The following is a 13892-nucleotide window of genomic DNA, read 5'->3' on the forward strand; positions in this document are numbered from 1 at the left end:
CTCAGCCGAAGGCCGCCTGCGTGCACCGCAGTTACCAGTCCGAGTGATCAAGTACGAGAGATCGTTCGGGCCCTGAGGTTAAAGATCAAGTTAGCGTTCCTCACGGCTGTGCGCGGCCGCCGCGCTCTTCTCGCTCCGGTCGCCTCGTAGGTGGTAGACGTGGAACGCCTTGCCGATGACGGGCTGGGCGACGTTGCGTACGGGTACGCCGCCGCTGGTCATCCCGTGCTCGGTGCCCGCGTGCGCGTGGCCGTGGACGGCCAGGTCCGCGCCGGCCGCGTCGACCGCTTCCGCCAGCAGATAGCTGCCGAGGAACGGGTAGATCTCCAGGGGTTCGCCCGCCAGGGTGTCCGGCACCGGGGCGAAGTGCGTGAGCGCGACCCTCGTCCCGCACCCCTGCTCGGCCAGCGCGGCCAGGGAGGTCCGCAGCCCTTCGGCGCAGCGGCGGGTGTACCGGATGAACTCCTTCATCAGGGGCTCGCCGAACTCGCTGCCGCTCCGGCCGGCGAAGCCGCCGCCGAAACCCTTGGTGCCCGCGACGCCCACGCGCGTGCCACCGACCTCGATGACGGTTCCCTGCCCTTCCAGCACGCGTACGCCCGCTTCGCGGAGGATGGCGGTGACCTCCTCCGGCTGCTCCGCGTGGTGGTCGTGGTTGCCGAGCACGGCGACGACCGGCACCGGCAGGCCGGCCACCTCCCGGGCGACGACCCGCGCCTCGTCGGGCGTGCCGTGGCGCGTGAGGTCCCCGGCGAGCAGGAGCAGGTCCGCGCAGTCGGGAAGCGTCTCGAAGGCGGGCCGGAGCACCCCCTGGCTGTCGAGGCCCATGTGGATGTCCCCCACGGCCGCGACGCGGATCATGCGACCTCCTCCGGATGGTCCGGGGCTGCGGGATCGGCCACCACGACGTCGACGTGGACGGTCAGTCCGGCGAGTTCGTCGTTCACGGTACGCAGCAGTTCGCCGCGGCAGTGTGCCGTGGGGACGGTTCCCATGACCGAGACGGACGACCCGCGGTTCTCGATACGGATGCCGAGCTCACCCAGTTCCTCCGCGGCGAGCCGCTCCTTCAGGTGGGCGATGCGGTACTCGGCGTTGGCGGGATCGTTCATCGTTCTCCTCCTCGCGGCGCGATGACGTCCAGGCGTTCCAGGAGATAGAGGAAGGCCGCCGGCATGGGTGCGTTGCCGCACTCGTCGCGGACAGCCTGCCAGTCGACCATCTCACGCAGTTGCCGCGCGATGGGCAGCACGGCGCCGAAGTCGCAGTGGTGCTCGGAGAAGGCGGAGAGCAGGGCCCGCATCAGATCGGTCGGCGCCAGCACCGGCATGCGGACCGAGTCCACCGGCAGTTCCACGGCCCGGCCCAGCAACTCCGTCGTGACCGGCCGGTGGGCCAGTTCGAAGATGAGGTCGATGTCCTGGCCGAGACATTTGGCCTTGACCAGCCAGTCCTCCGGGGGCGTGAAGACCGGCAGGCCGGCCCCCTGCAGGGTGGCCACGACCGATTCGGCGTCCTCGGGTCTGATGCAGAAGTCGGCGTCGTGCCGGAGGTTGCCGGTCCCGCCGTGCGCGTAGACGGCGACGCTGCCGGCGAGGGCGAAGGCGTGCCCGTGCCTCTTGAGGATGGCGGCGACCTGCTTGGCCGCCTCCAGGATCGCCTGGTTGAGGTCGGGCGGCAGCTCCTCCGAGGGGACCTCGTGGTGCGACGACCCTCCGGCGGACCCTCCGGTCCCGCCCGCCGGACGCAGTTCGGTGACGGGCGTGCGTCCGTCAGGAGTGGTGCCTTCCGCGTTCTGCGTCACCTGCTGCTCCGTTTCCGGCCGCCGGCTGCCGCACTGACCGTGCAGTCCGGCAGTCTTCGACGATTACTGCCCCAGGCAGAGACCGGTACCCGCCCTGTCGCCTTCGACACCGGCCGGCCGCCTGTCCCAACCCTGGCGCGCCTCCCGGGCGCTGCCGGATTTCCCTTATACCGCAAGGGCAGGCGTGCCACCTTCCGTCTGGGGGGTGAACGCCCCTCAGGTGCTCCCAGGGCCGCCGCCGGCCTCCGCCCCGCGGGCGAGCCGGCGCACGGGCCCCTGCCCACCACGCCGCCGTCGAGGTCCCCCGGCACGCTCCGGGACCCCGCGCACGGCCGGACGCCCCTGGTTCCGGACAGGCGACGCGTGCGGCGATCGGCTGCGCTGAGCGGGCACGTCCCGGTGCGATCGGCGAACTTGGAGTCATGACGTCTTCGCCCGACCCGCGCCCGGACCCGGACGCGGCCCCCGGAAGAACCGCAGGGCCGGAGGCCGCGCGCCGGGGTGGGAGAAGGCGAAGCACACACCCGGGTCTCCGTCCGCACGCGCGGTCAGGGGGCGGCCGGGCACGCAGCGACCGGCACGCACGGATGACACGACCCGTGCCGCGACGACCATGAGACCCGTGCGGCCCAGCCGCACCACGGATCTCAGTGAGGATCGGAGACAGGACACATGAGCGAAGACACCTCGTCCCAAGCCGAAGGCGACCGCGACGACGTGACCGGTGAGGAAGGGAGCGAGTCGGGCCGCCCTCAGCCGCCGCGCACCACCCCGTCACAGGCCGAGGGGGATCGACGACGACGGCGAGGACGGCCCGGACCGCTGAGCCGGACAGGGCCGATGCACCCCCGGTCACCGGCCCGACCGGCCGTTCGTCCCGCTCGAAGCCCAAAGCTCGCATACCGTGGTAAACCGGACTATAGGAACACATGGGTCGAAGGAGTCGACGAACGTGACGGACGTAGCGAGCAAGGGCCCCGCCTCCGGTGACGACCGCGAGACGCTCACCAACCGGCAGGGCCATCCGGTCTACGACAACCAGAACCAGCGCACCGTCGGCGCCCGCGGACCGGCCACGCTGGAGAACTACCAGTTCCTCGAGAAGATCAGCCACTTCGACCGCGAGCGCATCCCCGAGCGCGTCGTCCACGCCCGCGGGGTGACCGCCTACGGATACTTCGAGGCGTACGGCACCTTCGGCGACGAGCCCATCGGCCGCTTCACCCGCGCCAAGCTCTTCCAGGAGCGCGGCAAGCGCACGGACGTCGCCGTGCGCTTCTCGACCGTCATCGGCGGCCGTGACTCCTCCGAGGCCGCCCGCGACCCCCGAGGCTTCGCGGTCAAGTTCTACACCGAGGACGGAAACTGGGACCTCGTCGGCAACAACCTGGGCGTCTTCTTCATCCGGGACGCGATCAAGTTCCCCGACGTCATCCACGCGCTCAAGCCGGACCCGGTGACCTTCGAGCAGCAGCCGCGGCGGATCTTCGACTTCATGTCGCAGACGCCCGAGTCCATGCACATGCTGGTCAACCTGTTCAGCCCGCGCGGCATCCCGTCGGACTACCGGCACATGCAGGGCTTCGGCGTCAACACGTACAAGTGGGTCAACGAAGAGGGCGAGACCCTGCTCGTGAAGTACCACTGGATGCCCAAGGCGGGCGTCCGCAGCATGACCGAGGAGGACGCGGCCAACGTACAGGCCGAAGGCCTGGGACACGCGACCAAGGACCTGTACGAGTCGATCGCGCGCGGCGACCACCCGGAGTGGGAGCTGCTCGTCCAGGTGATGGAGGACCACGACCACCCCGAGCTGGACTTCGATCCCCTCGACGACACGAAGACCTGGCCCGAACAGGACTTCCCCCCGAAGCCCGTCGGCCGGATGGTGCTGGACCGGATGCCGGAGAACTACTTCGCGGAGAACGACCAGATCTCCTTCGGCACCGGTGTGCTCGTCGACGGGCTCGACTTCTCCGACGACAAGATGCTCGTCGGCCGCACCTTCTCCTACAGCGACACGCAGCGCTACCGCGTAGGCCCCAACTACCTGCAACTCCCCGTCAACCAGGCCAAGAACGCCGTCGTGCGCACGAACCAGCGCGACGGCCTGATGACCTATCACGTCGACGGAGGCGGTGAGAACCCCCTCGTCAACTACGAGCCGTCGATCACCGGCGGGCTGCGGGAGGCGCAGTACCCGACCCACGACGAGGTGGGGCCGGAGCTCCGCGGCAGGCTCACGCGCAAGCGCATCCCGCGGGCCAACGACTACCTGCAGGCGGGGCAGCGCTACCTGCTGATGGATCAGTGGGAGCGGGACGACCTCGTACGGAACCTCGTCGGCATGCTCTCCCAGTGCGACCGGGCGGTCCAGGAGCGGATGGTCTGGCACTTCCTCCTGGTGGAGAACGAGCTGGGCCTCAAGGTCGGCGAGGGGCTCGGCATCGGCGCCCAGGACGTCGCGGCACTCCAGCCGCTGGCGAGCCAGGACCTGAGCGACGAGGACCGCAAGCGGCTCGCCGGCCTGGGGGACAACCCGCCGCGCGACGTGAACGGGCTGACCATGACGCACTGCGTCCCCAACGAACGGCACACCGTCACCCGCTGAGGCACGGCCCCGGGGCGGCGGGCGACCCCTGCGGCCGCCCGCCCGCGTGCGGGGTGCGCCCCCGTCCGTCGCCTCGCCCGCCGTCATGGCCCTTGACGGCAGGCGAGTGGCCCCTGCCGCTCGCCGGGCCGCGCGTCAGTCCTCGGTGTCGGGGGCCGGCGGCAGGTCCTCCTCGCGGACGATGTGGACCGCGGCCTCCTCGGCGCCGGCCGCGCCACCGTCGATACCCTCGTCCGAGGCCACGACTTCCTTGGTGGTGTCCGGGCGGGAGCCTTCGTCCGGAGCCACCAGACGTCCGGCGCGGCTCTGGCCGGCCTCCGGGTCGAGAGGCTCGCCCTCGCCGCCCGGCAGGTCACCGATGCCGTCCCCGTCGGGCTGCTCCGTGTCCGGCACCTCCTGCCGCAGGCGCTCGTCGAGCGACTCGCCCTCGTGCTGCTCCGCGGCCGTGGTACCCGTCTTGTCGACACCGAGTGGCTTCTCCGGCGGTGAGTAGCCCTCGTCGAGCATGTCGTCGTAGGTGCGCTCGTCCACCGCGTCCTGGAGGTCCAGCGGCGCAGCGTCCTCCTGCTCCTCGTTGTCGCCGGTGGGCTGGTAGACGTCGTCCGCCATGTTCTGGTCGCTCATCACTACCTCGCGCTTCGTGATCAGGTCGGGTCGCGCTCCGTCATCGATGGTCGCGCTTCGATCCTTCGAAGTGCCCGCGACACACCCCGCCAAACGATCAGCTCCAGGGCCGACGGGCATCCCCGGGCCGATCGGCACGGTGTCGCGGGCATCCGCCCGTACGGACCACCCCTTCTTCGCCGTGGGCCGGGCACCGGCCGGCGATCAGCCGGAATGTACGGAGGGCCTCTTCCCAAGACCCCCGGACCGGGGCCAGAATCATCCCCCCCGCGACTCGCGCCGGGCACGGCGTCGTACACCGCTCGGTGCGACCCGTTGTGGAAGGATCTGCCGGAGCACAGCACTCGGGGGCGGCGCCCCGGCACCTCTGCCGACGTGCGCTCGGTATCCGGGGCCGGTGTCCGGGAGAGGGCGGTACGCGCTTCGCGGGGTGAGGGCGTCACGGTCGACCGCCGGACCCTGACCGGCCGCGCCGGCCGCGGACGGACACCCCGCGCTCCACCTGTCAGTACCTGGACTAGGAGCACCTGGTATGGACTTCGGACTCGTCCTGCAGACGGACCCGCCCGCCTCGGCCGTCGTCGGCCTGATGCGCCGCGCCGAACGCAACGGCTTCCGCTACGGCTGGACCTTCGACTCGGCGGTGCTCTGGCAGGAGCCCTTCGTCATCTACAGCCGCATCCTCGAACACACCGAACGCCTCGTGGTCGGCCCCATGGTGACCAATCCGGGAACCCGCACCTGGGAGGTGACCGCCTCGGCCTTCGCCACCCTCAACGACATGTACGGCAACCGCACGGTCTGCGGCATCGGCCGCGGCGACTCGGCGATGCGTGTCGCCGGACGCCGTCCCAACACCCTGGCCCGGCTCGGCGAGGCCATCGACGTCATCCGCGACCTCGCCGAGGGCCGCGAGGCGGTCGTCGACGGGCAGCCGATCCAGATCCCCTGGGTGAAGGACGGCCGGCTGCCCGTCTGGATGGGCGCGTACGGACCCAAGGCGCTCGCGCTCGCCGGGCAGAAGGCCGACGGCTTCATCCTCCAGCTCGCGGACCCCTTCCTCACCGAGTGGATGATCAAAGCCGTCCGGGACGCGGCAGCCGAGGCGGGACGCGACCCGGACTCCGTGACCATCTGCGTCGCCGCGCCCGCCTACGTGGGCGACGACCTCGACCACGCCCGCGAACAGTGCCGCTGGTTCGGCGGCATGGTCGGCAACCACGTCGCCGACCTGGTCTCCCGCTACGGCGAGCACTCCGGTCTCGTCCCCGAGGCCCTGACCGCGTACATCGCCGGACGCTCGGGGTACGACTACAGCCACCACGGCCGCGCCGGGAACCCCGACACCACCTTCGTCCCCGACGAGATCGTCGACCGCTTCTGCCTGCTGGGTCCGCCCGAGGCGCACATCGAGAAGCTCCGCACGCTGCGCGACCTCGGCGTCGACCAGTTCGCCGTCTACAACATGCACGACGCCCGCGAGGCGACCATCGACGCCTACGGCTCCACCGTCATCCCCGCACTCACCGACTGACCGCGTCGTCGCTCGGCGTCCCTCGGGGCCGTACGCACCCCCGCCCCGCACGGCCCGTCCCGGACGAAGGGACGAGCGCACAGGGCCGGGGGTGCTGCTCGGGCAGTTCTACGAGCCCGCGGCCTCGGCCCTGTGCGCCGCGAAGTCGGCGAACCAGCGCAGCATCCCGAAGTGGGTGACGGCGCCCTCGCTGCTGACGTCGGCGACCTGCGCGCCCTGCAGGACACGCTTGACGGGCACCTCGAGCTTCTTGCCGGTCAGCGTCCGAGGCACGGCCGGGACCGACAGGATCACATCGGGCACGTGGCGCGGGGACAGCTGGTTCCTGATGGCCGTGGTGATCCGCTCCCGCAGCCCGGCGTCGAGCGCCGTGCCCCCGGTGGTCACGACGAACAACGGCATGAAGTACCCGCCGTCCGCCTGTTCGACGCCGACGACGAGGCTGTCGGCGACCTCCGGGAGGTGCTCCACCACGGCGTAGATGTCGGCGGAGCCCATTCGCACCCCCATGCGATTGAGTGTGGAGTCCGAACGGCCGGACACGACGACCGACAGGTCCGGATCGACGGTGACCCAGTCGCCCTGGCGCCACACCCCGGGGTAGGTGTCGAAGTAGCTGGCGCGATAGCGCTCTGCGCCAGGGTCGTCGACGAACCGCAAGGGCATGGACGGAAGCGGGGCGGTCACCACGAGCTCGCCCTGCGTGCCGGTCAGGGGCCGTCCCGACTCGTCCCACGCGGCCAGCGCCACGCCGAGTGCGGGGCACTGGATCCGGCCCACCCGCACCGGCAAGAGGGGGGAGCCGCCCGCCAGCACGGAACAGACGTCCGTGCCGCCGCAGATCGACTGCACCCAGACGCCGGGGGCGAGCCGGTCGTGGACCCAGCGCCAGGTGCTCGGCGCCATCGTGGACCCGGTCTGGAGGATGGAGCGCAGTGGACCGAGATCGAGCTCGGCGGCGGGATGCGCGTCCGTCTTCTCGAGGGCCGCGAGATAGGCCGCGCCGGCGCCGACCATCGTCGCCCGCGTCCGTTCGGCGATCCGCCAGGCGCCGTCCGCGTCGGGGAAGGTGGGGCTGCCGTCGTACAGGATGACCGTGCTGCCGTGCAGCAGGCCACCGACGAGAAGGTTCCAGACCATCCAGCTCGTGGAGGTGAGGAACAGGTACCGGTCGTCGGGGCGCAGGTCGACGCCGAGACCGAGGGCCTTGAGGAGTTCCACCACGATGCCGCCGTGGCTCTGCACGATCCCTTTGGGGACCCCCGTGGTGCCGGACGACCACAGGATCCACAACGGGTGGTCGAAGGGCACGTCGGCGAAGACGAGCGGCTCACCCGCCGCCGGCAGCGCGGACCAGACGTGCCGTTCGATGTCCGGACGGGTGGCGCAGGCGTCGGCCGGTTCCCTGAACGGATGCTCCACCAGGAGGAGATGACGGACGGTGGGCAGACCGTCCACCAGTTCCGCGAGCGCAGGGCGCCGGTCGTACTCCTTGCCCCCGTAGTGGTACCCGTCCGTGGCCACGAGGACCGTGGGCCGGGCCTGGCGCAGCCTGGCGAGCACGCTGGGCGTGCCGAAGTCCGGTGAGCAGGCCGTCCACACGGCGCCGACGGCGGCGGTGGCCAGCAGGGCCACCACCGCCTGCGGGACATTGGTCAGGTAGCCGGCGACGCGGTCGCCGGGCCCCACCCCCATCCGCCGCAGGGCAGCCGCGACGTCCGCGACCTCGCGGCGGAGCTGCTCCCACGAAATCTCGACGGGCGTGCCGGACTCCGCCACGGCGACCAGCGCGGGACGCGCGCCGGTGGCCCGGTCGAAGCACCGCTCGGCGAAGTTCAGCCGGGCGCCGGGGAACCAGGAGGCGCCCGGCATCGATGGGTCGCCCACCACCTCGTCGTACCGGGTGACGGCGTCGAGCCCGTAGAACTCCCACACTGCCGACCAGAATCCGGTCAGGTCGGCGGTGCTCCACCGCCACAGCTCGCCGTAGTCGGCGAAGCGCAGCCCCCGGGCCTCTTCGAGCCATCGCATGAAGACCGCGACGTTGGAGTCCTCGAGCTCTCGGCGACCGGGCGACCACAGGAGATCGGTCTCAGTGTTCATCGTTGCCTTTCCGTGGGCGGGGGTACGGCGGGCCGGGGACCGTCGGGATCCCACCGCGTTCCAGGGCGTCGAGGAGTTCCTCGGCATAGGGCCACGGACCGTGTCCCGAGGCGGGGTTGAGGTGTCCGACGGGCCCGATGCGCACCAGGCGGCTTCCCCAGTCCCGCGCGAGTCCGGTGACGCGCCCCAGGGATCCCAGGGGGTCGTTCGAACTGGCCGCGAGGATGCTGGGGAAGGGCAGCGGCTTCCGTGGCACCGGTGTCCAGCCGTGCCTCGCCAGCTCGGCAGGGGTGGGGTAGCCGTCCGGCAGCGGTCTCCCGAAGTCCGGGGGCACGGCGAGCAGGGCGCCCCGGACGTCCGCGCCGTGCCCCTGGGCCCACTGGACCGTGGTCATGACGCCCGCGCTGTGGGCGACGATGAGCACAGGCCCGGCCGTGCGCACCATCACCCGGGCCACGTCGGCGACGTGCGCGTCGCGGCTGAGCCGGTCGCCCACCGGCGGGGGGACGGTGTGGACCGTGCGGCCCGCATCGCCGAGCCGCCCGGCGAGAACGGTCTGCCAGTGGTCCTCGACGTGGTCCCGCAGGCCGGGAACGATCACGATGGCCGGCGCCGCGGTCCCGGTCATGACGACGCCTCCGGATCTCCACGTTCCGCCGCCCCGCAGGACGCGGTCAGGCGGGAGAGATCGCGTCGGTAGTGGCGGCGGCCGATCAGGAAGGCCGCGGTGGCCGCGATCGCCACGAGCGGGACGATCCGCAGCGCGCCGAGCAGACCGAGCCGGTCCGCGAGCATGCCCGTGACCGCCGGACCGGGGGCCAGCCCGAGCAGGCTCTGGGCCAGGGTGAGCGTGGCGAACGCCGTCGAGGCGATGGCCGCGGGGGTCAGGTTCGCCACCATGGCCGCTCCGGGCCCGGCCGTACCGGCGCACAGCAGGGCTCCCAGGGCCAGCACCAGCAGCTGCGTCCGGCCGGCCGGCAGGTGGAACGCGGTCGTCAGAAGGACGAGGGAGCCCACGCTGCAGCCGATGGCGACGGACCACTTGAGGATCGGGTCGCGCCGGCTGAACCGGTCCGATGCGACTCCACCGGTGATCATCCCGATGCCGATCACCAGGGCGAAGAGCCCCGCCGTCGCACCGGCCTTCGCGGTCGGCATCTCGTAGTAGCGGTTGAAGTAACTGGGCAGCCACGCGATCAGGGCGCCCGCGACGAAGAGCTGCAGACCGCTGCCGATGTAGGCGCTGACCACCGAGACGGAGGAGAACAGCCGCGGCAGGAGCACGCGGAGCCGTCCGCTCGTGCCGGTGCCGCCCACCTCGCTCTCGGCAGGTTCCGTCCGAGGGGTCAGCCTCTTCTCCGTCACCACGACGGCGTAGACGCCGGCGAGCACCAGGCCGAGGACGCCCATCACGCCGAACGCCCAGCGCCAGCCGTACGCCTGAGCCACGGCGCCGCCGATGGATATGCCCAGGACCGAGCCGAACGCCCCACCGGCGATGAAGGCCCCGGAGAGCGTCGCCCGCAGGACGTGCGGGAAGACGCTGAGCACCACGGCGATGCCGACACTGCCGTAGGCGGCTTCACCGACGCCCACGAAGAGCCGGCCGACGAACATCTGGCCGTAGTTCGCCGCCACCGCGCAGCCCAGGGTCGCCAGGCTCCACAGCGTGGCGGCGACGACGAGGGACCTCACCCTGCCCCACCGGTCGGCCACCAGGGAGAGGGGGAAGGTCAGCAGGCCGACCATGACCGCCACGATGCCGCTGAGCGAGCCCAGCCGGGCGTCCGAGAGCAGCCAGTCGGCCTTCAGGATCGGGAAGGCGGCGTTGAGGACCTGCCGGGACATGTAGTCCGAGAGCAGGAGCGCGAAACTCAGCGCGAAGACGGTCCAGGCGTAGCGCCGGGACACGGGCCATCGGAGGGAGCCGGCGCCGGCTCTGCGCGGGGCGGGTGCCGCAGTGGTGAGAAACCCCATTGTCATCACCTCGACTGCTGTGGGTGGAAAGGGAGAGGTCACAGGGGCCTGTCGCCGACGATCCCGGCGCGCTCCATCCTGCGGACGGCGGGCCAGTAGTCCTGGACGGCGTAGTGCTGGGTGGAACGGTTGTCCCAGACGGCCACGCTGTTCCTCTGCCAGCGCCAGCGGACCTGGTATTCGGGCACCGCGGCCTGGCTGACCAGGTAGTTCAGCAGGTGACCGGCGCCCGGTGCGAAGTCCTGGCCGAAGCGGACGTTCGCGGGCGTGTGGAAGTTGACGAAGTGGGTCGTGAAGGCGTTGACGAACAGGATCTCCTCGCCGGTCTCCGGATGGATGCGCACCACCGGGTGCTCCGCGTCCGGGAATTGGGCCGCCAACGCGCGGCGCCGCTCCTCGGGCATGACCGCCCCGAAGGTGGCCTCGATGCTGTGCCGGGCGCGCAGGTCCTGGATCTGCGCCTTGACGTGCTCCGGGAGGCGGCGGTGGGCCTCGACCATGTTGACCCAGATCGTGTCGCCGCCCACGGGGGGCGACTCGACACAGCGGAGCACGGCTCCCATGGAAGGGTTCTCACGCCAGGTGCCGTCGGTGTGGAGAGCGTTCTCGTAGTGCTCGGGTGCGCTGTCCAGGTCCTTGTAGATTCGGACCAGGCCGGGGTGCTCCGGGTCGCTGCCGGCCACCGGGTGGTCCTCCAGCGGCCCGAAGCGATGGGCGAAGGCGACGTGGTCGGCACGCGTGATGTCCTGGTCGCGCAGGAACAGCACCTTGTACCGCAGCAGCAGGCTCTTGATCTCGGCGAAGAGGTCGTCGTCACGAGCGGCGTCGGCGAGGCTCACGCCCGAGAGTTCGGCGCCGATGGTGCAGGTCAGCGGCTCGACGCCGAGGGAGGTGCGGAGCGCGTCCGGGCGCACCAGGGCCGGAGTGCGTTGCTGCGGCCGGAGGGTCTTGGGCATGGTGCTCACTCCTGGGGTGTGGTGGGGGCCGCCTCAGAGGGTGAAGACGGAGGACCCTGTGGTCCGTCCGGCTTCCAGGGCGCGATGTGCCCGTGCGGCGTCCTCGAGGGAGTAGCGCTGGTTGATCTCGATCTTGATGCGTCCGGAGGCGACGTGACCGAAGAGTTCGCCGGCCAGGGCGTCCCGCTCCGCCGGTTCGGCGATGTAGTCGGCCAGAGCCGGACGGGTGACGAAGAGCGAACCGTTCATGGCGAGTCGCATGGCGTCGATCGGCGGCACCGGACCGGAGGCCGTGCCGAAGCAGACCAGCAGTCCGCGGCGCGACAGCGAGGCCAGCGAGCCGGCGAAGGTGTCCTTGCCGACACTGTCGAAGACGACCGGCACCCCGGCGCCGTCGGTCAGCTCGCGCACCCGCTCGGCGACGTTCTCGCGCCGGTAGCGGATGACGTGCTCGCAGCCGTGCGCACGGGCGAGTTCCGCCTTCTCCTCGCTGGACACCGTTCCGATCACGGTGACGCCGAGGAGCCTGGCCCACTGGCTGACGATCAGGCCGACCCCGCCCGCCGCGGCGTGGAGCAGCACGGTGTCACCGGCCTTCAGCGGGTGGATGCGGCGGAGCAGGTAGGCCGAGGTCAGACCGCGCATGGTCATGGCCGCGGCGGTCTCGAAGCCGATCTCGTCCGGCAGCTTGATCAGGTGCGAGGCGGGCATGACCCGCTCCGTGCTGTACGCCCCCAACGGGCTGCCGGTATAGGTGACACGATCGCCTTCGGCGACGTGGGTGACGCCCTCGACCACTCCGGAGGCCTCGACGCCGATTCCCTCGGGCAGCCGGGCCGGGTAGAGACCCGTACGGAAGTACGTGTCGGCGAAATTGAGGCCGACGGCGATGTGCCGGATGCGCACGTCGCCCGGACCCGGGTCGCCTGCAATGACCTCTTCCCAGGTCAGGACGTCGGGTCCACCGGTTTCGTAGAAGCGGACGGCGTGGGCCACAGGGTTGCTCCGATTTTGCTTGGGCGGGCGGGGGACTGCGGGCGGCGAGTGGCCGGGTCAGCTCGTGAGATCGCGCAGCATGAAGCCGCGCTGTCCGGCCCGGCGGTTCGGGACCATGCCGAGACGGCCGATGGCCTCGTCGGCGTCCGCGTAGTACTCGCCGATCTTGTAGATCTTCCTGGCCTCCGGCCCGGTCGCGATGTCGCGGCCGAGGGAGTCCGCGATCCGTACCATCTGCTCGACCTGCTCGACGGAGGACATCGGCTCGCCCTTGCGCCGCCACAGGTTGTCCTCGTTGCCCACCCTGACGTGCACGCCGAGTGCGATGGCGATCGCGTTCATCGGCGCCACGGCGCGCATCGAACTCTCGATGGTGAGGACGGCGCCGTCGGGTACGCGGCGGATGAACTCGATCAGGTCGGCGGGGTGCCGCCCGGCGAAACCGCCGCCGATCGCGACGTAGTTGAGGACCAGCGGGCCGGTGTGGACGCCTGTGCGGATGAGCCGCTCGACGGTCTCGAGCTGGGCGATGGTGGCCAGCTGGAAGTGGGGCTGGACGCCGTTCGCGTGCAGTCGCTCGAGGTGTTCGAGGTAGAAGTCGGGACCGGCCTCGACGACCATGTCCCGGTAGGCGCGGTAGTACTCCGGCTTCGCGATCGAGGTGCCCTCCAGGTCGTCGTCGGTCATGATCTCGACGATGTTCATCTGGTTGGCGTTGATGGCGATGGTCACCTGGTCGGGAGCCGGCGTGAGCTCGGCCAGGAGGTGGCGGGTGTCGTAGGCGAGCCACTTGGCGTCCCCGCCCTCGCCCTCGGGTGCGAAGGAGATCGAGCCACCGATCTGCAGGACCATGTCCGGGACCGCCTCACGCAGCCGGCCCAGCAGTTCGTTGAACATGGACATCCGCTTGGAACCCTTGCCGTCGAGTTCACGCACGTGGATGTGGAGCACCGTGGCACCGGCGTTGTAGCAGTCGACGGCCGCCTGGACGTGCTCGTCCATGGTCAGGGGCAGGTCGTCGGCGTCGCCGGGCAGCCACTCCGGCCCGTACGGGGCGGCCTGGATGACCAGCTTCTCCTGGTTCTCGGGGAAGAGTGAGTCGTCGTGGAAGTGCATGGTCCTTCTCCTTCGCGTACGGATGATCACCGGTCGTTCCGTCGGCGGCCGCGGTGTCGGGGCCGGGGAGGGCGGGGACCGGCGCGGGCGGGCCGGGGAGAACGCCGGGCGCATGGGCCCGGGGGCGACCGACTGGTCCGGAGGGAGCGCGGGGCGGGGGGACGCCCCGGC

The 13892-nt window shown here is 71.1% G+C and carries 12 protein-coding genes; 2 read left to right on the forward strand and 10 right to left on the reverse strand.

All coding sequences use genetic code 11. The features are described 5' to 3' along the window. Nucleotides 1-90 precede the first annotated feature (90 nt). Genes ABZ454_RS34785 through ABZ454_RS34795 form a run of 3 tightly spaced genes read right to left on the reverse strand, consistent with a single transcriptional unit; the run spans nt 91 to nt 1804 of the window. A complete protein-coding gene (locus ABZ454_RS34785) occupies nt 91-861 on the reverse strand; it encodes a metallophosphoesterase (protein WP_359543524.1) in 771 nt (256 codons plus the stop codon). Continuing rightward, nucleotides 858-1112 (reverse strand): hypothetical protein, encoded by a 255-nt coding sequence (locus ABZ454_RS34790; RefSeq protein ID WP_356317199.1) that lies wholly within the window; start codon nt 1110-1112, stop codon nt 858-860. Before ABZ454_RS34790 ends, ABZ454_RS34785 begins: the two co-directional genes overlap by 4 nt. Further along, a complete protein-coding gene (locus ABZ454_RS34795; RefSeq protein WP_356317201.1) occupies nt 1109-1804 on the reverse strand; it encodes a hypothetical protein in 696 nt (231 codons plus the stop codon). Before ABZ454_RS34795 ends, ABZ454_RS34790 begins: the two co-directional genes overlap by 4 nt. A gap of 952 nt (nt 1805-2756) precedes the next feature. On the opposite strand from ABZ454_RS34795, the gene ABZ454_RS34800 reads away from it, so the two are divergent. After that, nucleotides 2757-4415 carry a catalase gene (locus tag ABZ454_RS34800; protein ID WP_359543525.1) on the forward strand — a complete coding sequence of 553 codons (1659 nt, stop codon included), beginning with the start codon at nt 2757-2759 and terminating at the stop codon, nt 4413-4415. A 135-nt stretch (nt 4416-4550) separates the two neighbouring features. Here the strand turns inward: ABZ454_RS34800 and ABZ454_RS34805 are convergent, their stop codons facing one another. Continuing rightward, nucleotides 4551-5039: a DUF5709 domain-containing protein gene (locus tag ABZ454_RS34805; RefSeq protein WP_359543526.1), complete on the reverse strand. Its 489-nt coding sequence runs from the start codon at nt 5037-5039 to the stop codon at nt 4551-4553. A 532-nt stretch (nt 5040-5571) separates the two neighbouring features. On the opposite strand from ABZ454_RS34805, the gene ABZ454_RS34810 reads away from it, so the two are divergent. Next, nucleotides 5572-6573 carry a TIGR03842 family LLM class F420-dependent oxidoreductase gene (locus ABZ454_RS34810; protein ID WP_359543527.1) on the forward strand — a complete coding sequence of 334 codons (1002 nt, stop codon included), beginning with the start codon at nt 5572-5574 and terminating at the stop codon, nt 6571-6573. A 108-nt stretch (nt 6574-6681) separates the two neighbouring features. On the opposite strand, the gene ABZ454_RS34815 is transcribed toward ABZ454_RS34810, so the two are convergent. Genes ABZ454_RS34815 through ABZ454_RS34840 form a run of 6 tightly spaced genes read right to left on the reverse strand, consistent with a single transcriptional unit; the run spans nt 6682 to nt 13721 of the window. After that, entirely contained in the window at nt 6682-8676 is a 1995-nt protein-coding gene (locus ABZ454_RS34815) for an acetoacetate--CoA ligase (RefSeq protein WP_359543528.1), read from the reverse strand. Then, nucleotides 8666-9304, reverse strand: a complete 639-nt coding sequence (locus ABZ454_RS34820; RefSeq protein ID WP_359543529.1) for an alpha/beta hydrolase — start codon at nt 9302-9304, stop codon at nt 8666-8668. The genes ABZ454_RS34815 and ABZ454_RS34820 overlap by 11 nt, the downstream gene beginning before the upstream one ends. Next, complete coding sequence (locus ABZ454_RS34825) at nt 9301-10653, reverse strand: MFS transporter (RefSeq protein ID WP_359543530.1); 1353 nt, start codon at nt 10651-10653, stop codon at nt 9301-9303. The genes ABZ454_RS34820 and ABZ454_RS34825 overlap by 4 nt, the downstream gene beginning before the upstream one ends. A 38-nt stretch (nt 10654-10691) precedes the next feature. After that, nucleotides 10692-11609: a TauD/TfdA family dioxygenase gene (locus tag ABZ454_RS34830; protein WP_359543531.1), complete on the reverse strand. Its 918-nt coding sequence runs from the start codon at nt 11607-11609 to the stop codon at nt 10692-10694. Between the two features lie 33 nt (nt 11610-11642). Then, nucleotides 11643-12605 carry a quinone oxidoreductase gene (locus tag ABZ454_RS34835; protein WP_359543532.1) on the reverse strand — a complete coding sequence of 321 codons (963 nt, stop codon included), beginning with the start codon at nt 12603-12605 and terminating at the stop codon, nt 11643-11645. 57 nt (nt 12606-12662) lie between these two features. Continuing rightward, complete coding sequence (locus ABZ454_RS34840) at nt 12663-13721, reverse strand: 3-keto-5-aminohexanoate cleavage protein (RefSeq protein ID WP_359543533.1); 1059 nt, start codon at nt 13719-13721, stop codon at nt 12663-12665. Nucleotides 13722-13892: the final 171 nt, after the last annotated feature.

It is taken from the genome of Streptomyces sp. NPDC005803, from assembly GCF_040630435.1.
GTDB lineage: Bacteria > Actinomycetota > Actinomycetes > Streptomycetales > Streptomycetaceae > Streptomyces.